General features: G+C 60.9%; 10 protein-coding genes. 7 read left to right on the top strand and 3 right to left on the bottom strand.

Features of this window, described 5'->3' with window-relative positions; translation table 11 throughout:
• Positions 1 to 515: 515 nt before the first annotated feature.
• The gene (locus tag DMP07_RS06215; RefSeq protein WP_123198291.1) at positions 516 to 1,574 is read right to left on the bottom strand and encodes a molybdopterin-dependent oxidoreductase; all 1,059 of its coding nucleotides are present in this window, start codon (positions 1,572 to 1,574) and stop codon (positions 516 to 518) included.
• Positions 1,575 to 1,585: 11 nt separating this feature from the next.
• A complete protein-coding gene (locus DMP07_RS06210; RefSeq protein ID WP_123198290.1) occupies positions 1,586 to 3,379 on the bottom strand; it encodes a molybdopterin-dependent oxidoreductase in 1,794 nt (597 codons plus the stop codon).
• Positions 3,380 to 3,860: 481 nt separating this feature from the next.
• Here DMP07_RS06210 and DMP07_RS06205 point away from each other — a divergent pair, with 481 nt between their 5' ends.
• The 6 genes from DMP07_RS06205 to DMP07_RS06180 all read left to right on the top strand — a co-directional run bounded on the left by DMP07_RS06205 (position 3,861) and on the right by DMP07_RS06180 (position 18,142).
• The gene (locus DMP07_RS06205; protein WP_148039649.1) at positions 3,861 to 5,504 is read left to right on the top strand and encodes a response regulator transcription factor; all 1,644 of its coding nucleotides are present in this window, start codon (positions 3,861 to 3,863) and stop codon (positions 5,502 to 5,504) included.
• Between the two features lie 96 nt (positions 5,505 to 5,600).
• Complete coding sequence (locus tag DMP07_RS06200) at positions 5,601 to 6,344, top strand: tyrosine-protein phosphatase (RefSeq protein ID WP_211324530.1); 744 nt, start codon at positions 5,601 to 5,603, stop codon at positions 6,342 to 6,344.
• 202 nt (positions 6,345 to 6,546) lie between these two features.
• Positions 6,547 to 14,418, top strand: coding sequence for a Cna B-type domain-containing protein (locus DMP07_RS06195; protein ID WP_123198287.1), 7,872 nt, complete (start codon positions 6,547 to 6,549; stop codon positions 14,416 to 14,418).
• Between the two features lie 143 nt (positions 14,419 to 14,561).
• The gene (locus tag DMP07_RS06190) at positions 14,562 to 16,097 is read left to right on the top strand and encodes a SpaH/EbpB family LPXTG-anchored major pilin (protein WP_211324529.1); all 1,536 of its coding nucleotides are present in this window, start codon (positions 14,562 to 14,564) and stop codon (positions 16,095 to 16,097) included.
• A 13-nt stretch (positions 16,098 to 16,110) separates the two neighbouring features.
• Positions 16,111 to 17,115 carry a class C sortase gene (locus DMP07_RS06185; protein ID WP_123198285.1) on the top strand — a complete coding sequence of 335 codons (1,005 nt, stop codon included), beginning with the start codon at positions 16,111 to 16,113 and terminating at the stop codon, positions 17,113 to 17,115.
• Entirely contained in the window at positions 17,093 to 18,142 is a 1,050-nt protein-coding gene (locus DMP07_RS06180; RefSeq protein WP_123198284.1) for a hypothetical protein, read from the top strand. The genes DMP07_RS06185 and DMP07_RS06180 overlap by 23 nt, the downstream gene beginning before the upstream one ends.
• 239 nt (positions 18,143 to 18,381) lie before the next feature.
• Here the strand turns inward: DMP07_RS06180 and DMP07_RS06175 are convergent, their stop codons facing one another.
• Positions 18,382 to 19,794 (bottom strand): response regulator transcription factor, encoded by a 1,413-nt coding sequence (locus DMP07_RS06175; protein WP_244594897.1) that lies wholly within the window; start codon positions 19,792 to 19,794, stop codon positions 18,382 to 18,384.
• 528 nt (positions 19,795 to 20,322) lie between these two features.
• Here DMP07_RS06175 and DMP07_RS06170 point away from each other — a divergent pair.
• A complete protein-coding gene (locus DMP07_RS06170) occupies positions 20,323 to 22,035 on the top strand; it encodes an FAD-binding protein (RefSeq protein ID WP_123198282.1) in 1,713 nt (570 codons plus the stop codon).
• Positions 22,036 to 22,383 lie beyond the last annotated feature (348 nt).

Raw genomic sequence — 22,383 nt, 5'->3', positions numbered from 1 at the left:
CGATTATTCTTGTCGTTTGCGTTTCTGTTGGGAGCGATCGCGGCAGCGGCGGCCGCGGTGGCGTATTTTGGAAAAAAGAGGCGCCTGAGGCCAAAAAATGCGAGGTTTGGCACGGAATGTCGGCGATGGCCCCATATCGGCGCTAAGTTATTCCATATATAAGAGAAAAGCGTTGCTTATTTTGGCGTATACGGGCGCGAAACGCGCCGCGGATGCGTCTTCGCGCGGCAGAGCCTCGAAAAAATGGCCTGACAGGCCTTCTTTTTCCAAGAAGGCCCCGCCGCGGCGCTGGCGGGCGGGTCGAACCCGTGAATCGGCTCCGAGCGCCGGGCCGTCGTGCGTTCGGGCCTCGCTTTTCCGCAGGCTGTCGGCTCCGTGTCCGTCCAGTGCCACGTCGATTCGCAGCTATCGCCCTCGCTTAGGAAACATGCGGGCATAAGAAAAGGGAGCCGAAGCTCCCTTTTCTTATATATGTCGTTCGTTTCGCCCGATCGGCGAGCACGCGAGGGGATGCGCTACTCGATGACCTCGAACGTCAGCGTGGACTCGAGCGGAGACACGACGCCGTCGGCGGTTTTCGCGCGGACGGAGACGCTGTAGTCGCCCGGCTCCGCGAACGACGTGGTGAACTGCCAGTTGACCCACTTGTCGGCGGTTGCGCCGTCGGTGGCGCAGCTGGTCCAGGTTGCACCGTCGTCGAACGAGAACTCGATCGCAGTGATCGGAGAGCCGCAGTCGTCGGCGACACCCTCGAAGGTGATGTCGTAGCCGGCCTCGAAGACGCATCCCTCGGAGGTGTTGTGGATGTCGATCTTATTGCGGAACTGCGGGTCGACCTGCTGCACGGAAGGCTCTTCGGCCTGACGGGTCAGCTCGATGTTCACGATGTTGCGCGTGAAGTAGCGGGCGACCGTCTCGGGGAGCCACATCTGCACGGCAGAACCGTCGGTGGACTTCAGGCCTTCGCCGTTCACCTCGTAGACCAGCATGGCCTTCTTGTCGATGGCGTACTGCAGCGGCAGGGCCTGGCCGAAGCCGTCGGCGCCGTAGGCCGTCACGGTGTTGACGCCCTCTTCGAGGTCGGCCATGCCGACGATCGACTCCAGCGGCACGCCCACGACGGCGGCCTGGCCGAACGGCTTGCCCGTGGCGCAGGAGCAGCCCATGAGCGCGGTCTGCTCGGAATCCTTCATCTCGGACACGTTCACGGTGAAGTTCTTCTTGATGTTGCCGCCCACGTTGATGTAGTAGTTGGCAACGCCTTCGCCGTTGTCGAGCATCTCGATGGAAGGCTTGGAGCACATCGAGGTGAGCGCGGTGCCGAACACGTTGAACAGCTCGTCGTTGGGCGTCACGCCTTCCTGGTTGAAGGCGAAGGTGCCCTGCACGTCGGCGACGTGCGTGAAGTCTTTGTCGATGGTCAGACGGTGCGAGTCGATGGTGTTGCCGTCGACGTCGTGGGAAAGGCCGTCGGCCTGCGGGGCCTTGTCGGCGAATGCCATCGTGGCGCCCGAGGCGACCAGGGCGACACCGGCCGCTCCGGCGAAAATCTTCTTAGGAGTAGAAAACTTCATGGTGTGCCCTCCTATTTCTCTTCTTCGGTGGTTGCTGCGGGCTTGGCAGGAACCAGGCTTGCGGTTTCAAGGACGGTGGTCTGCTCGGGAGTGGGCATGACGTCCTTGACGTTGACCATGACGGTCTGGGTCTCGAAGCTCACTTCGCCTTCTTCGGTGGTCGCGCGGACGGTCAGGCAGTAGGCGCCTTCCTTCTCGGGCGTCCAGGTGAAGTTCCACCAGACCATCTTGTTCACGTCGGTCTCAGGCAGGTCGAACTTGGTCCAGGTTTCGCCCTGGTCCATGGAGAACTCCATGCTGACGACCTTCTTGTCGTAGGCGTCGACGTAGCCGTTGAAGGTGAAGGGCTCGTTGTTCTTGATGATCAGGCCGTCGGGAATGCCGAGGATGGTGGCATTGGGCTTGTTCATCGCGTCGCCGTTTTCGTTATGCCAGGCGTTGGGGTTGCCGGCCCACTTGTCGGTGTAGTCGATGTCTTCGTTGGTCACCTTGTAGCTGGCGACCTGCTTGGAGTTGATCTGAGCGTCGACGCCCTCGACCCAGTTGGTGCAGGGGTAGCCGCGCGTGGCGTCGAGGTACTCGCCGCCGATCTTGTAGACGAGCAGGGCCTCGTTCTCATCGAGCTTGTTCTTCGGGAAGGCGCGCTTGGAGCTGCCGTCGGCACGCAGGACGCGGACGCCCGTGGTGTCGTTCAGGTAGCCGCCGGCCTTCTCGACCAGCCAGCTCACCGGGATGCCGGTGACTTCGGTGTTGGTAACGCCGCCGCCGCCGACCGGGTTCCAGTCGCAGACCATCTTGGAAGCCTTGGTCACGATGACGCCGGCCTCTTCAGCTTCGGCGATCAGGTCGGGAAGCTTGGCGGTGTAGGGGTTGGGCACGTTGCCCTCGATGGTGATCTCCCAGTTGTCGAACAGGCTCTGAGGCATTTCGAGGTTCAGGCCGTTGACGCCTGCGCCGTGGCGCATGTTGTCGTAGTAAGCGTGCATCCAGTCGTAGGAGAACACTTCGTCCTGGCTGTGGACGGTTTCCTGCTCGACGCTGAACTCGCCCTGGACGTCTTCAACCTTGTTGATGCCCCACAGGCGATCGTACTTGGTGAGGTCCCACAGCTCCATGTCCTGGCCGTTCTCGGTGGCGTTGTGGCAAGACATGCAGTTGCCCTCGTACTCGCCGTCGAACTTGCCCTTGCCGGGGCCGGTGTAGTGGATGCCGTGCATCAGGGTGCCGAACTCGTACTGCTTGGCAATGTAGCCGGGAGCGTAGGAGTGGCAGAACAGGCACTGCTGGAGCGTGGTCTCGTTGTCCAGGGTGTCGTTCCATGCCACGGGATGCTCGTAGGGCAGGTTCTTCAGCAGGGCGTCCAGGTCGGCGTGGCAGGATTCGCAGCCGCGGTTGTCGGCGCCGAGCCAGTAGGTGTTATAGGAGTTGGAGCCTGCCTGGATCTGCCAGGCGTCCGGGTTCACTTCGTACTCGGTAGGAGTGCGCTGCACCATCTTGCCGTCGGGCAGGGTGCGGATTTCAGGAGCATGCTCTTCGCCGATGGCCTCCCAGCGGTCCCACAGGCCGTCCAGGTATTCTTTGCCGGGATAGGCGTCTTCGTTGATGTCGGCGTTGGTGATGCCTTCTTCGCCGTCGATGACCTTCTGCTGCTCGGGCGTGACGGCGGATTCTTCGGATTTCTCGGATGCGGCGGGCGTGCTTGCCGGAGCCTGCTCTTCCTGTGCCTGCGGCGCGCAGCCGGCGACGCAGCAAAGCATGCAAGCAAGGCAGACCGTGGTTGCCGCGATCTTGCTTTTGATGGACATAGTTCCCCCTTATTTGTCATGTGATGGCGCGGACGCGCCTATGGAATCGCTCGCCCCGACCTCCCTTCTTACTTTGGGCGAGACGAAAACGCGCGCAGGACGGAATTCCGAGAGGGTAGGAGGGTCTCGTCGTAAAACCGCTGCGCGCGTTATCTGGGGGCTATACTATCCGGCTGCGGGGCGCCTTTGTATCGCCGCGGAATACGATTTCGAAAAGTCCAGGTCAAAAGCCATCGCCCATATGGGTGAGCGTTGTTCGGCTTCCCTTTTGGCGTCGCTGCCGCCGTGGACGGGCGTCTTTGTCCTGCGCTTTGCCGGGGCGTTGGTTTCTGCGCCTCGGACGCTTCGTCGAAATCTTGCATCAGCGCGTTCTCGATGAAATCGATGTGCGATCGGTGGACTCTTTGTTTTCCTTTTATGCAGAAATTGGGATAGAATCGGCTGAACGTCTTTTGTCGCAAGAGGAATCGAGGGGGTGCGCATGGGCGTTGTTCAATCGCGTCCGAACGCGTGCGTTGCGCTGTGCGCTTTCGGCTCCTGTCTCAATCTTGTGTGGTGCACGCTCATGGGGCACACGCTCGGTTTCATGCCTGCCGCCGACGGCATGCAGGGCTGGACCAACCCGCGTGCGTTCTTTCTGGCGGGCATTCTCGTAATCAGCATCCTGTTCGCAGCGTTTCCTCACGGAATGAGGCGCTGGAACAGGCTTTTCATGTCTACGCTTCCGCTGGTCGCTTCGGCTGGCACGGCGTGTTTCGCGCTGGCGTATCGCCAGGACCTGTGCGATCCGGGCGCCTTGGCCGCCTTCGGCTTGTGCGTGTCTGGCGTGGGGTATTTCTGGCTTGTGGCGCGCTACAACCTGCTGCTTGCGCGCACCCAGCTTTTCTCATGCGCGGTATGGAGCATCGTGGGCGCGCTGTTCGCCAAGCTCGTGCTTGTCGAAGCGTTCGGAGCGTCGCTCGATTCGGGCTTGCAGGTGGGCGTTGCCGTGGCGCTGCCGATCGTGTCGGCGCTTGTGTTCGAAATAGCCCGCGTTGCCGCGAAGCGCCAGGCGGAGCGTAATCCCTGGGTGGATCCCGGCATTGCCGCGCGCACGTCGCGCACCCGTACCGAATTCGGCATTCCCAGCCGTCCGCGCATCATGGCCATGGGCCTTTCGGAAAAGCGCGACTTGCTTGCCATCGTGGCCGTTGCCGGCATTCTGCTGGCCGTGGTGCGCGCCATGAGCTTCTTGGGCATGTGGGGCGATACCCATACGAGCCTTTCTGAATCGATCGCGTGGATTTCAAGCCTGATTCTGGGCGGAGTGTGCCTGGTGCTGTTCGCCCGCTTCGCATTGATCGGCGTGCAGGAGCGCCCTATGTCCATGCGCTTCCAGCCCGCCATCCTGGTGACGCTTGCCGGCATGTTCGCCATGGCGCTGTATGTCGATCCGGGCAGTCCTGCGGCTACGTTTTTGAGCATCGTGGTACAGCTTGACGAGCTGTTCGCGCACCTGCTGTTCTGGTGCGTGGTCATTGCTGCGTTGGATGTGCTCGACGTTCCGTCGTATCGCGTGATCGGTTTCGCGTGTGCGGTGTATGCGGGCGTTTCCATTGCATGGGTGGTTCTGATGAGCCATGCGACGGTGATCGACACCACGCTGGTGCTCTTGGCCGCTTACGCCGTGGTGGTGTTCGCCATGCGCGTGAATTGGCGCCGTTCGTCTGCGGCTCCCGCTGCCTGCGCGACTCCTGCGGTCCCTGCCGCTTCCGTAGCCGACCAGTGTGCAGTTTCGTCGGTGCAGCCCGCCGCTGTTTCCGAAAAGCCCGCACCCGTTGCATCCGAGCCCGCAGCGGCCGATGAGGCGCCTGCCGAAGGCGACGCCACGGCGCGCTTGCACGCGCTTATCTCGCAGCGCTGCGAAGAGGTGGCCGATCGCTACGGCCTTTCGCCGCGCGAGCGCGAAGTGTTCGCTTGTATGGCTCGCGGTCGCACGCGTGCCGGCATTCAGGAAGACCTGGTGCTTTCCGGCAATACCGTCAAAACCCATGTGGCGCATATTTATGCCAAGCTCGACGTGCACGACCGCCAGGAAATGATGGCGCTGCTGCTTGGGCGCGACGATGGCGGAAAGACGGCGTAGCGTTTCGCGCGCCGTCGCTTCGGCGTTTTCCGACGGCTGTTTGCAAGCCGCGATTCCGGTTTGAATACCCGCCTGGCTAGGCGGTTTGTACATGCATTGCGAATATCCGTCGAAAGTCAGGTGAATGCCATGGTGGTGGACGCCCCCGCCGTTCTGCGTGAAAAATTCGGTCTGCGCTCGTGCGCCGGCCTTGACGGCTGCGAAGGGCGTCCTACGCTGTTTCGCTCGCGTGCGCTGAGCGATGCGACGGCCGATGACGTGGCGGCGCTGAAGGCCCTTGGCATCGAAACGGTATATGACCTTCGCAAGGAAACGGAGCGCGTGGCGAACCCCGAGCCTGCGATCGTGTGTGAGGCGTTCGACGTGCGAACCTGCCCGGTTGATCTGCAGGACGATGCCGCGCGCACGCAAGAAACCAAGTCACGCCATGTGAAGGCCGCCTACGGGAAGCCGGGCGACCGCATGCTGTTCTTGTATGGCGTCATGGCCGATCATCAGGCCGCGGTCCGCGATATCGTGGCGGCCATTCTGTCCGACGGCAAACCTGCATTGGTGCATTGCGCCAACGGAAAAGACCGTGTGGGCGTGGTGTGCGCCAGCGCGCAGCTCGTCTGCGGCGTGCCGGGCGAAGCCGTTATGGCCGATTATCTGCTAACCAATGAATGCAATGCCGAAATGAATAAGCGCGACCTGGCGCATTATGCGGGCCTTATGCCGCCGGACGCCGTCGAGGTGCTGGCTGCCATGTTCGAAGCCCGAGAAGAGTATCTGAAGGTATTCGTCGATTCGGTAGAAGCGCGCTTCGGATCGTTCAACGAATGGATCGATGCACGCCTTTAATGTGAGTCAATTTGTATCAGTTATGGAGCAAATACACATTCCATACCGTTTAATGGAATAAACTTTGCTTTTGAGTTGACGAAAAACACAAAAGAGCCAATATATAAAAGGGATTCTTTGGATTGTTTATGTATCCGTTTTGGATCCGCTATAATTGGCGATTTTTTACTTCCAGGAGAAGCGCGTGTTTTTTCGAAAAACCATGGCAGCAGTGTTGACCTTCTCGCTGGTGTTGGGATGGTCTCCGACAAGTTACAGGGCATATGCCGATAGCCCTGCGCTCGACGAGAATTCCTCGGCGAAGATTTCCGAGCAGAATAACCTCACGGGGGGGGGTTCGTCCGAGCGGAGTGATGCTCAGGCGAGTCCTGTTTTCGATTTCCAGTCCGCGGTTGATTTTGCGGCCGTCGATGCCGCGCTGTGCTCTTATCCGGATGACGAGCCTGGCGTTTCTCTGCTGACGAATCCTGTCGACCAGGCCGCCGATTCAGATGCGAATATTGCACCGCTTGATGACATTCAGGAAGAATCCGCGCCTCATGATGAAGCCGTGCAGGGCGATGCTGCGACGAATGACGAAGCCGCTTCTGGCCAGGATGCCGCCGTTTCGGGCGAGGCGTCAGACGCCCAGCAGGATGCCGCGGCGATCGAAGGTGCCGAGGTGCTGCAGCAGGGCGACGGTGAAGCGGGCAACGTGCTGCTTGCCGACCGCGCGGCGGTGGATGCCCTCGGCGGCCGCGACTTCAAGGGGCAAGTCGTCAAAGAAATCAATGGAACTCAGTACATCCTTATCGGTAACGAGCAGCAGCTGCGTGCGATCGGGTCTGGTGCGAAGGTGCATACAGCCGCTTACCAGGCGAAGCTCAAAGGCGTTCATTGGGAGGTCGACAAGGATGAAAACGGCGATCCGATCATGCTCTATGGCGGCGACGCCGACCTCCTTGCGTCTCAGAACGGTAAACAGGACTTTGTTTTCGGTGAAATCCAAGAGAATCATGGAGCCCTCACCGGTCGTTGCGGAGTTAATCAGATAACAGGCGAAATCGATCCGAATATGGATGTCGATAGCGGCGTTGCCACCTATGCCGCCGATGCCAACTACATCATCTTTCGCGATATCGATTTGGGCGGTGTCGCTTGGCAGCCTCTCATGTTCTCGGGCGCGATGCTCGGTGCGAAAAGCGATGCGCCTGGCACGGCTGGCAGCCTGTGGGGCTGCATCAGCGCTGATGGCAAAGGCATTACCGATGTCACGAAGGTCGCCAATCCCGTCATCGGCAACGTGAGCGTTATTCAATCTGGGCGGCTTAGCGTGGGCGAACAAATGGGCGTTGGCTTTTTCGGGACCATTTCGGCTGATCACGACGATAACGATATGTTCGCGCGCCCTGGGACCGCGACGGTCAGCAACATCACCCTCAAGGGCGTGAAGGTGGATAACGGTTTTACCGAGGCGTATGTCGATCAATCTTTGGTTAGTGCGCTTGCGGGGTTGCTTGGCGACTTGGTCGGAGGTCTTCTTGGTTTGCTGCTTGGCCCCGTGCTGGAGGCTTTAGGCGTGCCTGACCTGCCGAAGCTTGTTTCCAATTTGCTGCATATTCGAGCCGCAGACCCCACGTCGCTTGCGACGGGTGCTTTTGTGGGCCGCGTTGTCGGTCCTGTCGAAATTTCGGGTTGCGAGGTTTCCGATGTATCCGTGAAAAGCATCAATGCCTACACAGGCGGTTTTGCGGGATACGTTCAGGGCGAAACGCTCTATGACGGGATTTCGGGTTTGGCGAACGGTTTGGTCAAGTTGCTTGCTGGGCTCTTGAATGTCATACCGGGAGTCGGCCTGGGCGATGTCATTACGCTTTTGCTTGATAGCAATGTGATTAAGGCGGGGCAACTGATCCCGATCGACTACATGAACCCCATCATCTCTGCTTGCGGCGTGAAGGATTTTGCTGCGAACGAAATGACCACCGCCGTCGACAAGGACTACGCAGGCGGCTTCGTCGGAGCTATGGTGGGCACCATCGCCCAGGATTGCTTCGTTGAAAGCGCTAATGCGTATGCCGTGAAAAGCAACCTGTATGCCGGCGGTTTCGCGGGTCTTATGCGCAACGACGTAATGAAAGGTGCTCTTTCGAAGTTGCTCGGCGAGCTGGTGCGTGTCGCTCAGCCGCAAAGCGTGGCGGTGGGATGCACCGTGCGTTCGGGTGTCACGGTGACGGCGGAATGCTACGCCGGCGGCTTCGCAGGCGCTATGGCGAACAGCTACGCCGTCGATGATTTCATCGAAGGCGCCGTGAGTGTTTCGGCTACGGGCCACGAATGGATCATCGAGAATGTGCACAAGGTCAAGGCGATTGCCGGCGGCTTCGCCGGCGCGGCCACTGTTGGCTGGGTGACTGACCTCGGCCGCGGAGAGAATAAGGATTCTGACCTGCTGGCAGGCGTCAACGGTTTGCTTAACGGCCTGCTGACGAGCAATCCCGAAGCGGCGCAGGACCTGCTTTCGCTGGTGGGCGTCGAAGAGTCGAAATTGTTGGGCGTGCAGATGAGCGGCGATTTCACCGTGCATTCTGCCAACGATTGCGCCGGCGGCATCGTCGGCCGCGGTGACGGCGTGGTAATTGCCGCGGCCGATCAGCTGCATCTCAATGACATCAAATTCTGGAGCCAGGGAACCGTGACGCATCCGGCAAGCGGAAGGGCGGTCGTGCTCAAGGGCTTGCGTTCGGTGGAGGCCGTTCAGTCTTGCGCCGGCGGCATTGCCGGCTTGCTCGGCACGGCTTCTGTGGGTGGCATCATCAACAATACGGTCGGCTTGGGCGGCTACCTGGCGTTCGAGTTGAGCGACGTCACGGTGGCGGGCGTTCCCGACGGCGCAGCTGTGGTGGCCGGCGATGCATATGCGGGCGGAGCCGTTGCCAATGCGACGGGCGGTTCGTGCATCAACGTGCATATCGACAACATCGGCTCTGTTCGGGCGGGCACGCGCGCTGGCGGCTTCGCGGGCGGCATGGGCCCTGGCAGCTTGGCGGGCGGCAGCGGGCTTGACCTGCTGGGTTTGGGTGCTGTGAGCATCAAGGGCTTGCTTGCCGTGGGCGAGGGCGTCAATGTGACAGCGGATAATTGCTCGGTTGCGGGTCGCGCGAACGGTTTTGCAGTCGAGGCGATTGCCGATGTGGCTCCTGATGCCGGTGTTTCGGCGGCGCTTGCCGGCGGGTTCGTGGCGGATAACCGCAGCGGCCAGCTTTCTAACTGTAATGTTGTGGGCTTGCATCGCGTTTTTGCTGATGTCGATAACGGCGCCGCGGGCGGTTTCGTGGGAAATTCGGAAACGGGCGGCTTGGCCGACGTCGCCGACGACGCGGCCATTCTCAAACTGGGGTCTATTGCCGGCCTGCTGGACGCCGTTCCGTATCTTATTCCGAAATACAGTGACTGCAACGTGACCTACGCAGGCGACGCTACCGTCGCGGCCGACGAGGCCGGCGGCTTCGCGGGCGTGTTTCGCAGCGGCGTGGTGGAGGGCATGCCAGCTGACGATGCGGATGCCGATCAATGGGCGGTCAACAACCTGAAGAGCGTCGAGGGCGGTAGCTATGCCGGCGGCTTCGCGGGCTTTCTTACCTCGGGCGCGCTTGCGGCTGCGGCCGATGGTGGCGGCGGTTTGAGCATTTTGGGCGGCATCAAGGGTCTGAAAGTCGACTTGTCCAACTTGCTCAGCTTGATCGATGCGTATGTGGCCACGGTGTCGGACGCGGGTGTGAACTCGCCTGAGGGCTTCACGGTGCGCGCGAGCCGCATTGATGCGCTTGATGCGAATTCCGGTGCCGCCGGCGGCTTTGCGGGCTATGCTTCGGGTGCCCAAATTTCGAATTGCGACGTGAACAAAGTCGCGCATACCAAGATTGTCGATCCGAGCGATCTTGAGGCCTATGCTATCGACGCCTACTACGACCCTGCGGCGCGCTGGGCCATCGACGGCTTGCGTTATGCAGGCGGGTATGCGGGACGATTGGACATCGGCTCTACTGCATCGGTGGGCGAAGGCCTGGGAATTCTTGGGTCGGCCATCAACTTGAAGGATGTGCTTTCCGCGCTCAATGTGATGGTTTCCACTGTCGAGCATTCCGACGTATACGGCATGCCTGGCGGTTATGCGGTTCGTGCCACTACGGCCAATGGCGAGGAAGGCTATGCCGGCGGTTTCGCGGGACGTATCACCGGAGCGCATATTCAGGATTCGAGCGCTCATTCGTTCTCTCATGTGGTGGGCCGTATTGCTGCGGGCGGTTACGCTGGCGGCATGGAGCCCGGCAGCGCGGCAGGCGTGCTGGGCGGCGGCGAGAGCAGCGTTTTGAAGAAGCTCGTCAACATCGACAGCTTGGCGAATTTGGTGGAAGACTTCGTTCCCACGGTGCGCAACAGTTCTACCGACTGCGTGCCTTGCGGCGGCGTAGTGCGTGCGCAGGCAGCATCTGACGGCGCGACTATGCGCGGCATGGCCGGCGGCTATGCGGGGTATAACGAAGGCGGCCAAATTTGGGGCAAAGACACGCGGGATTGGAAGGCTGCGGCGTACACCGGTCCTACGCGCACGGCGTTTGCCGACCGTATGCGCTCGGTGTTCGGAACCGAAGTTTCGGGCGGCTATACGGGCTATATGCGTCCTGCCGATACGGCCGACACCGGCAGCTTGAGCCTGCTGTTCGGCCTGATCAAGGTCGATACGCTCGCCTCCGCGCTGTCGGTCGTCTACCCCACGCAGCGTCAGACGCGCGTGACGGGACCGCTGTCCGGCGTCGATATGGACACGTGGAATAAGTGGGTCGATTTCGTGGGCGTGAACGGCGGCTTCGGCGCCGATTTGGCTCAGGGCGGCAAAGTGAGCTCGCAAGGGGAGCTCGATGCCAAGATCGCCGACTACGTTTATGGCTTCAACGTGGTGGCGGGCCGCGATGCGTACAGCGTCACCGCAAACGAATGCGATGGCGGCGTGGCGGGCGGCTACGTGGGCATCATGCGCAGCGGCGTGGTTAGCGACGGTGCGGCCAACGACGCAAAGCTCGTGCGCGGCATGCGCGCTGCAGGCGGCTATGCGGGCTTCATGGAAAGCGGCGGCGCGGCGAACTTGGGCAGCGTGAGCATTCTAGGCCTCAACCTCAATGTGGGCCAGCTTGTCTCTGCCGCGGAGGTGTTCGTACCCAGCATTCAAGGTTCGTCTTCCACGGTCGGTTACCGCGAAGGCATGACCGTGCAGGCGCTTGGAACGGGCGTTGCGGCCGATGACGTCAAGCACGATCTTGGTCACGCCGGCGGCTATGTGGGTTATGCCGAAGGCGCACAGATTTGGGGCGACACCCAGGGCGCCACGGGCTGTAACGTGGGTAACCTGCGCTTGGTGAAAGGCTCCAATACGGTGGGCGGCTATGCGGGCACTGCAGCTCCTGGTTCTGCGACCGATGCGAACACTAATGCAAGCAATGGCCTTTTGCAGGGCATTCTCGATACCGTCATCAAGCAGCCGAGCGAAGTCGCCAACGTGCTTGAAGCCACCATGACCACTATTCGCGGAGCGTCCGTGACGCCCGCCGACGAGGCATGGGGCTTTGTGGTTGACGGATCGTGCCAGCAGGCTGGGGCGACGGAGTTCGCTACGGCCGCCGGAGGCTTTGTGGGCGGCTGCGAATCGGCGGTGCTTGGTAGCAAGAAGGGGGAGTCCAGGCTGACGGTCGCGGGCCTGCGCGGCGTCACGGGCGGAAAGAACGCAGGCGGCTTCGTGGGCCTGGCCGACGTGGGTAGTGCGGCTGATGTGGGCGGCACCGATGCCGGCACCAACAAGACTTCCATCCTGAGCCTGATCGGGCTTGGCAACGCCAGCGTGCTTGATGCGTTCCGTAGCTACGTGTATCACGCCGATGTGACGGGCGTGGCCGACGGCGCCCAGGTGCGCGCCAATAAGGCCGATACCGTCGGCACCATGGCGTCGTTGCGCTATTTCGGCAACGCGGGCGGCTTCGCGGGCAGTCTGTTGAACGGCTCGGTCAAGGATTGCACCGTGCGCGGGCTTTCCGCAGTGACGGCACCGAGTTACGCAGGTGGTTTTGCTGGCTATATGGGCAAGAATTCCACGGTCGACGTGGATGAGGCGACCGCCGGCGTTAAGGGCGTTTTCGATTTGCTGAAACTGCAGGCCGGAGCGTTGGACGTGTGGGGGTCGCATGCCGATCGTTGTCGTGTCGAGGGCATAGCCTCGGGCTTCACGGTGACGAGCGGCGGCGAGGTGAAGCAGCCCATCGTCGAGCAGGGCAACAATGCCGCGCAAAACATCGCGGGCGGCTTTGTGGGGATGGGCGATCTGTCCAAGATCGATGGATGCGAAGTGACGAATCTCGGCATCGTGCGAAGCGACCAGGTTTCCGGTGGATTTATCGGTCAAACCGATAAGTCGTTTATCGTCGAAACGCAGCTCGACTCCGTCGTTGTGGAGTTGTTGCTGGTCATTGTCGATCAGCTAGTCAAAGCGCTCTATGTTGCAGACTTGGAGAATCTCGGGGTTATCGACCTGAGCGGCTTCGTCATCCCTGGCCTGGGAGACTTGCTGGGCCTGAAGATCCTCTCTGATGGTGATCTGTTGTATGTGAACCTGCTTGGTTTGCGCATCGGCGTAGCGCTTGCAAAAGGGGACCCCAATGATCCTGCGCAGTCGGATGCCGCCATCGTGACGATTGGCGATTCGACGATCAAGTTGCCGTGTAATAAGGACGGCCTGATCAAGGGTGAAGATACCAGGGCGAATCTCGAAATCACGCTCATTAAGGGCAATCGCACCACGGTAACCAACTCCATGGTCACGGGTTCGCGCGCGGGTTACGACGTTTTCGGCGGCGGTGCCACTCAGGACGTCGATGGCGCTGCGGTCGAAGGGGGCCTTCCGGGAAATGAGAACCATCGCCCTGATAACGCGGGGTATGCTGGCGGCTTTGTGGGACACAACAAGGAGGGCCTGTTCGAGCATAACGAGTTGGTGTACTGCGATGTTGTGCGCGGTACCGAGCAATTGGTGGGTCCGTTCTCGGGTATGACCAACTTGCAGTCGGTGTATTTCGACGAGAAACAGGGCGGCAAGGGAAAGAAAGCAATCGAGGGCCAGGACAACGAAGGCCGCTACAACCTGTATTCCATCTATCGAGACATGAATGCTGCACTGGGGCAGGCTGTGGCGCAGGGCAAGGGCCAGTTCTCGACTGCTCAGCAGGATACGGCGAGCGGTGAAGACTACAACCGCTACAAGGTTCAGCATTACGAGAAGATTTCGACTTTCGATGACCTGAAGGGTGCGGTTATGCAAGGCGGCGGCGTTGCCCCTGTGGCAATGGATGCCTATGTGTCGCCTGCGAAGGCGGTGCTTATGGACGACGCGATCAACACCCCGGTCGAGGGCGGCATTACGCCTGAACCTGGCGATGGCCAAGATCCGTGTTTGGCGCAAGTGGAAATTACGCTGCGGAAAGTGTGGAAGGATAACGCGAACGCGGGCGGAACGCGTCCCAGCGAGGTGGTATTCAAGCTTAAGCGCACGTATGTGAATGCTGCCGGTGAGGTGGTGGAAGACGCGACGTTCGGTACGAACGGCGTGTTGGACGTCACGTTGACCGCAGCCGATGCTTCTGAGTGGACGGAAACATGGCGCAAGGTGCTGACGGGCCTGCCTGTAGCGTTCGAAGATACGGCGGTCGATCCGCCAGCGGTGCGCTACTACACCTATTCGGTTGCCGAGGTGCTCATCGGCGGATATGACGCAACTACCGACTACAGCTACACCGTAGCCAATGACGGCACGGGCTATGTGATTACCGTCACCAACACGCTTCCGCTTCCCGAAGCGGGCGGTATGGGCGTGTGGCCGCTGGTCGTGCTGGCGCTCGTGCTGATGGCGGGCGGCGCGCTTTGGTATCGCAGGCGCAGGGCGGCGCAGGCCGCATGCGAGGCGTTCGGCTTCAGGGCGGTGGCGCAAGGCGTTGTCGTACCGGGCGGTGCGTCGGGTGAGCCGGTGGTGCTGAACCTGCCGCGCATCTGACAAGGCGGCGCGTCGTTTCGAGCGACGCGCCCTTGATGCCGTCGCATCTGGAGCGCGCGCTCTGGACGGCGGTGATGAAGAAGGCTGGACATCGACGCAAGTCGGTTCTGCATAGAAAAGGGACGTATGACGCAAGGAAAGGAATGGATATGCAGTCAACGGCAAGAAAAGTAACGGCGATTTTCGTCGCGGCGATGATGGTATTCGCCATGGCGTTCATCGCCACCCCCGCAAAGGCGTTCGCCGCGGGAGAAACAGGCACGCTGACCGTGGAAAGCGCCAATGCGGCGTTCGACGGCAAGACGGCCAAGGCATGGAAGATGTTCGGCGCCAAGGCAAGCGGTGATGGTTTGGCCGCCACGTACGAACTCGATCCCGCCTGGAATGAGTTTTTTACTGGCACGATAGGGCTGACGAACGATACGACGCTTTCCCAGAAGGCTTATGAATATGTGGCAGCTCTTGATAATGCGGCCAAGAGGAATGAATTCGCTTTGAAGGCATCTGCATGGGCGGCCAATAAGCCTCTTGCTGAAACGGCGACATCTGCCGCAGCGCAGTTGAGCGGCGGCAAGTATCAGGCCGTTTTTAATGGTCTGCCTTTTGGTTACTACCTGGTGGTTCCTGTTGATACGAAGGTGGAGCCCGCTGCTCTTCTGGTGAACGTGGTCACCACGACGGGCGAGACCGCTACGCTTAAGAGCGTGTACCCCACGGTCGATAAAAAGGCGGAGGGCAAAGACCATGCGTCTGCTCAGGTCGGCGACAAGGTGACCTTCACCCTCGAGTCTGTTCTCCCTGACTCCACCGACTACAAGACCTATACGTTCAAGTTTAAAGATACGTTGTCCAAGGGCCTGACGTTTGTCGATGGCTCCGTGGCGGTTCAGATCGAGGGTGAGCAGGCCGCCGTCGAGGCTGGTAAGTATAAGGTAACCAATAATCCTGCGGACGGTAATCTCGTTATCGAACTCCTGGACTACAAGACCAACTACCAGAAATTCAATGGTAAAAAAATCACGGTGACCTATGAGTCCCTTATCAACGAGAATGCCGCTGTTTTGGATCAGGACAATCCCAACAAGGCTACCGTCGAGTACACCACTGACCCCACGAATGGCGGAACGGGTACCTCTGAGCCGTCTATCGTCCATACGTATACTTTCGGCTTCGATGTTGACAAGATTGCAGCAGGGGAAGTCGGTACCAAGCTTGCGGGTGCTGTGTTCGAGCTGCAGACTGATGCTGGCAAGAAAATCGACCTTGTGAAGGTGAGCGAAGGTGTGTTCCGCCCTGCCAAGTCGGGCGAGCAGCCTGTCGCTGCGGCCGAGGACGTGAAAACGGATGCTCAGGGCAAATTGCAGTTCGTCGGCCTGAAAGAGGGCACGTACAAGCTCGTCGAGACGAAGGCCCCGGATGGCTATAACGTGTTGAAGGACCCCGTTATCGTGGTTATTTCCGCGAACTACAATCCCGATGGCACGCTGCTTAGCTGGAAGGCCGATGTTCAGGGCGGCAGCGCCTTGGACGGCACCCATGTCATTCAGGTTTCCAACAATAAGGGCGCCCTGCTCCCCGAGACCGGCGGCATGGGCACCATCGCTTTCACTGTTGTCGGCGCTCTCGCCATCATCGGCGGCGTGGTGTGGGCCGTTCGTCGCAAGCGCAGCGTTCGCTAGGACGGCTTAGCGCATGCGTAAGCGACTCGGCGATTTTCTGCCGCTCATTCTGGTGGGCATAGGGCTGTGCATTCTGCTTTACCCCACCGTGAGCAACTTTTTGGTGGAGCGCAATTCAAGCCGCGTCATCGAGAACTACGACGCAGCGGTGGAAAACCTTACCGAAGAGAAGTATGCGCAAATGCTCGGCGAGGCGCGCGCCTACAACGAGCATCTGGCACAGATGGCCGGGGCCGCGCCCCAGGACGAAACGTCTGATTCCGCGGCCCCGATCAACGCCGCCGTTCCGGCCGATGGCCTGCCGGCTTACGACGAGCTGCTCAACCTCAACGGCGACGGCGTGATGGGCTATCTCACCATTCCCAAGCTGGATGTGACCATGCCTGTCTATCACACGGTGGAAGAGCCTGTGCTGCAGGTGGGCGCGGGACACTTGCCTGACACCTCGCTTCCGGTGGGCGGGCCTTCCACCCATACGGTGCTCTCGGGCCACCGCGGCCTGCCTTCGGCGAAGCTGTTCACCGAGCTTGACAAGCTTGCCACGGGCGACGAGTTCTACATCCGCGTGCTCAACGAGACGTGCGCCTACCAGGTCGACAGCATCGAAACCGTGCTGCCGCACGAAACCGAAAGCCTGGTTATCCGCGCGGGCGAAGACCTGTGCACGCTGGTCACCTGCACGCCTTACGGCGTGAACTCGCACCGCCTGCTGGTGCGCGCCCATGCCATCCCGTACGTGGAGGCCATGGACGAAGCGGTGGGCAAGACGGAAAGCTTCATCAACATTCCGCTGCCGTACGCGCTGCTGATGCTTGCGCTTGCGGCGATCGGGGTGGTGCTGATCGTTTTGAAGGTGCGCGCGAACCGCGCACGGGCCGCCATGCAGGCGGCGGCGTTGGCGGGCGTTCCGCGTTCGCGAACGTATGAGGAATTGTCGCGCAGCTCGTATGCGCGACCCGACGCGCGAGGCGTGCACGAAAGGGAAGGAGAGGCGCATGCGAGAAGGCGCGATTCATAGCATGAAAGCCGTCGCGGCGCTTTTGCTTGCCTGCGTGCTGGCGTGCTCGGCGCTTGCTTGGAGCGCTCCGGCCCATGCGGCTTCGTACGGGTCGATCGGGCTTACGTGCACGGTCGATCGCGGCGGAAGCAAGGTGCCTCTTGCGGGCGACGGCTATGCGCTGACCAAGGTGGCGTCCGCCACGGTTGATCCCGCGTCGGCTTCGGTCGCGTATGCCACCGAAGATGCGTTCAAGGGCGTCGACCGCGACTGGGCGGTGCTTGACGCGGCCGGCTTGCGAGCCATGGGGCGCGAAGTTGCCGCCTATGCGGAAAAACAGGGAATCGATCCGTTGCGCACCGCGCGTTCGGACGCGTCGGGCCATGTGACGTTCGGTTCGCTGGAAACGGGGCTGTATCTGATCGTTCGCTACGATCTTGCGCCCGCGAACAAGGGTTTCGCATGCGACCCCGTGTTGGTGAGCGTTCCCACGAAGGTGGGCGGCACTCTTGATTTCACGGTGGAAGCCACGCCGAAGTTCGAAGAGGACAAGCCTACGCCAGGCCCCGACCCCGATAAGCCCGTGGATCCCGATAAGCCTGTCGACCCCGATACGCCGGTTGACCCTGACCCCGATGCGCCGGTCGGTCCCGACGCTCCCGACCCCGAGAATCCCGACCAGCCGGTCGGCCCGGGCGGGCAGGGCGGTAGCGGCGGCCAGGGCGACGGACCGAGTTCGGGCGGAGCCTTGGGCCAGCTGGCCGACAAGGTGGCCGGGGCCCTCGGGTTCGCCAAGACCTCCGACGGCATGATGACCCTGGCCTGCGCCGCAGCGGCCTGCGCCTTCGTGGCGGCGGGCGTGGTGGTGTGGAGGCGCAAGGCCGCCGCCGAGCCGCGTGGCGCTCATGCAGCGGGTGCGAAGCGCGCCGTCGCTTCCGCAGGCGATTGCGCTACGGGCAAAAAACGTGCCACGCAGGCCGAAAAGCCCGTCGAGGTCGCTTCGTCCGCAGACGATCAGCCTGACGGCGAGCCGCGAAGCGAAGCCTAAAGACTCCGTTGCGCTCAACCCACAAACAAACGCATTTGCGCAGGAAGGCACCCTCGGGTGCCTTCCTTTTGTATGCCCGTCGTTTGTTTTCGACGGCTTGTTTTCCCAGCTTCCTTCGGCGGATATGGCGAAGCGATGCGCTATGACTGTCAGTGCGCTCCCTGGGCGATTGGTTCGCGTTGCTTGTACTGCAAGAAATAGCCAGTGACCGCCATATAGAACCCTACTTCCTCTAATGGCTACTCGAGGCCGGCCTTTTGCTTCTCTACCTTGCTGATCAGCTCTTGGTGGGAATGCACGTCGAGCTTCGTGTAGATGTGGCGCACATGGGTTTTCACGGTGTTGCGCGAAAGCACCAGTTTTTCTTGGATGAAGGGGCTTGTACGCCCGCGCGCCAAGAGGCGCAACACGTCCGTCTCGCGGTTCGTCAGGTTGCATGCGCAGGCGATTGACAAGCATGCTTCGTCGATCGGGTCGATGGCGGGCTGGGCTGTCGTTGCCGGGTTCGCCGCTTCGGGTTTGTTCGCTTCGCCGCCCGCGTCTGCCGATTGGTTTCGCGAAGGTTCTACTTCGGAGGCCAGGCCGTTCTCCGTGGAATTTTCGCCGCCTGCATTTTCATCGACATGTGCGGGCAAAACCGATTCGATTGCGCGATCGAAGCCGAAATTGCGCAATGTGACATAGTTGTAGGCAATGAACACGAAGGCCAAAGCCGCCGTTGTCCACAATGGGGTCGAAGGGACGATTTGTGCGGCCGCCGCTGCCGCCTGTGCGATCGGTGCGCCGATTCCGATGCCGAGCCATTGGGCGGCAAGTACCGTCGATGCAACGAAGACGGCTCCTAGCTTATTGCGATATCCCACGGCGGCAACAATGCAGTAGGCAAGCATGCTGAAAAGGTCGGAGCCCGCAGAAAGTAGGATGTCGTGCGCCTGGCGCCCCATTGCGTCGTAGCAAAGCGGTAGTGCAAACGGCGCGGCAAGCAGCCCTGCAATGATGCAGAGAACCGCTGCGCGGTAGGAAGTATCGAGCGAAGGGGAGCGTCGGAGCATTGTTGCCACAAGAACCGCCGCAACGGGCAAGCATGACAGAGCGGCCGATCCAAGGGGGAGGGCGGCCGCGCTGCTTGCGAGCGAATAGCCGCAGACCACGTTGAAGAGCATAATCGATACGAAGATCAGATGCGAAAAGGGAAGATACGAAGAGGGGCTTGTGACGTTCAGCACTTCGGGGGCGTTTGCGTCGCGCATGGTTTTCATGACCGCGTGCGCATCGGAGCGTGCAAGCAGGCATGCGGCGGCAAGCGTGACGGCGTAAAGCGCGATTGAGGCTTCTATAGAGGGCTTGCAAAGGGCGTCGATCGCCGCATTGGCGGCATATTGCATGACGAAGGCTGCGGGAACGGCAAGTGCTGCCTGCTTGGGGCCTCGCTGCGCCAATGAAACACCGACGAGCACCGACACCCATGCTCCGCCGATGCCGCCGAACGGGCTTCCCATTGCAAGCATGGGCGTGTATTGCCCGGAAATTCCCCCATAAAGGCTTGCCGCTGCGACTGCGGTTGCTCCAAGGCAGACGATCGACCAGAATCGCTCGCGCAAGAGGGATGGTTTGCGGTAGGCGGCAACGGCAAGAAAGACGGAAAACGCCACGCCGCCATACGTGGAAACCTCGCGTGCGGCAGGCAGGCCTTCGGCGACGGCGGGAAAGATGCTCGTGTTCAGTACGTGGGACGAAACGAGCACGAGCGCCAAGGCGAGGCACGTGCGTGCGGCGTCGGAAAGGCCCGCGTCTTGTGCGGGTCTGCTTGTGTTGCAAGGCTTCATCGAGGTCCTTTCACGCGCTGCCCGTATCGCATTCGCGCCGAAGTTGCGCTTGTCGGCGGCGCGACGGCGGCGATCGTCGCATGGCGTTCGTCGTATGCGTTGCGCGTCTCTTGCTCTTTCGGCGGGCGATTCGCCATGGGCGGCGAACCGCCCTTTGTTTTCGGAAAGCGTACCGGAACAGGCGGGAAAACACTGCGCCGCTTCTCACCCTCTGAAGGCTATTTTCTTGATGAATTTCTATAAAAGACCAGTTCGTAAGAGGGTTAAGGCAGTTCGCGTCTGTGGGGTGACGCAACGCACCCAAGGCGGTCGTAATGTTTCGGGCATCCACTGCACGAACCAGAGGAGGGTGCTATGAGCAAAACGAACCAGGGAAACGGTGCGTGCATGACGCGCCGTAATTTCGTTGCCGGAGCGGCTTTGGCGGGTGCTGCCGCGTTTGGCGCGGGAATGACGGGATGCGCCCCGAAAGGCGCGCCTGAAGCCGGCACTGCGAAGACGGATGCCGCCGCCGACATTCCTGCGTGGCTTGGCCAAGAGCCCGACATCGCCGATGCCGATATCGTGAAAACCGAAGAGACGGATTTCTTGATCATCGGCGCAGGCACGGCGGGCCTTTGTGCGGCGGGCACTGCGGCCGATGCGGGCATGAAGTTCATCGTGGCCGAGAAAAACGACAAGGTTCCCGAAACGCGCGAATATTGGGGCATCGTGAACTCCAAGCCCGCGCTTGCCCAGGGTGGCGAAGTGGACGGCATGAAGCTTCTCAACGAACTCACCCGCTATGCGTCGGGCAAATGCAACCAAGGTCTTATTAAGATGTGGATCGACGAATCGGCCGAGACGTTCGATTGGGTCGACGCCATGATGGCGGCTCAAGGCAAGCAGGCCGTCGTCGATATGCCGGGCGACCACGCCACGGGCGGCACCGATTACATGACCCCGGTGCTTCAGCATATCTACCTGACCCCGTACCAGCCTCCCATGCGCAACGACATCATCCTCGAGCACGTTCAGCAGAAGGCCCCTGACAGCGTGCGTTTCAAGCATGCGCTGGTCAAGCTCGACCATGCAGAAGGCTCGGTGACGGGCGCCGTGTTCGAAACCGATGAGGGTTACGTGCGCATCAACGCGAAGAACACGCTGTTGGCGACGGGCGGATACCCCGCGAATCCCGTCATGATGAATGCTTTGCAATTTGCGGCCGTGGGATGCTGCACTGCATCGAGCTATTACCTTTCCGACGACGGCTTGGGTCTGCGCGCCGGCATCTGGGCGGGCGGCGTGAAAGACGCCGACGCTGCTCCGATGATTTTCGACCGCGGCGCGGTGGACGCAGGAGTCGATTGCGGATACCTGGGCGAAGGCGACGACGCGGCGTTTCCCGGGACCATCTTCCAGGAAAACATCGGCAGCCAGCCGTTCATGAAGGTGAACCGCAAGGGCGTGCGCTTCTGTAACGAATCCACCCCATATGACTTCCTGTGCTTCCAGGCGGGCCAGCAGCCGGGCGGTGTGTGGTGCGAAGTGTTCGACGCGAATGCCCCCGAAGACATCCTGCGTTTCGACACCATGGGATGCTCTGGTTTCGCGAAGCAGATGATGGCCGCCGGCATGCCGCTCGAGGAGTTCGTCGCCGCTTCGAAGGATGCGGGCATCCTGAAGAAGGCCGACACCCTTGAAGAACTTGCCGAGCAGCTCGGCTTCGAGGGCGAGGCGAAAGACGCCTTCCTCGATCAGGTCGAACGCTACAACGCCCAGTTCGACGCGCAGGCAGACGATGACTTCGGCAAAGAGGCCTATCGTCTTTCCGCGATTCGCACCGCGCCGTTTTACGGCCTGTGGTTCGGCGGAACGCTGCTCACCACGCTCGATGGTCTGAAGATCGACGAAGAGTGCCGCGTTCTCGATGCGAAAAACGAGCCGATCGGCGGCTTTTATGCCGCAGGCGATGTGTCGGGCAGCTTCTTCTCGGGCAATTATCCCGAATACATTGTGGGCGTGGCCTCGGGTCGCTCGTCGGTTCAGGGCCGCCATGTCGCCCGTAAGCTTGCAGGCGACATCTAGGCCAGTTTCGACCACTGCCGAAGCGTTTGTGCGACTTATCCGATTTTGGATGAATCGGATTCGTATATATATGAGTTATGTTGCGAGGTCCGTTCCCTCCCCCTCCTATTTCGAACGGACGTATTCTCGGCCCGCCGGCGCCTTTGGGGCGACGGCGGGTTTTGCTTTGCGCACGGTTGGAATGCATATGCGCATGAAGGCGCCCTTCGGGGCGCCTTTTCTTTAATGGCTTCAGCCTGGCGCGCGCGTAGCCGCGCCGAGACAACCACCCGCTTTGCGGGTGGTACCCAATCTGCTTTACAAAACCACCTTTCCGTCGGATATTGACGATGTTCAGGCCGTCAAAAA

It is taken from the genome of Slackia faecicanis (genome assembly GCF_003725295.1).
Classification (GTDB): domain Bacteria; phylum Actinomycetota; class Coriobacteriia; order Coriobacteriales; family Eggerthellaceae; genus Slackia; species Slackia faecicanis.
The sequence above is the reverse complement of the archived record's forward strand: the minus strand, read 5'-3'. Positions and strand labels throughout refer to the sequence as shown.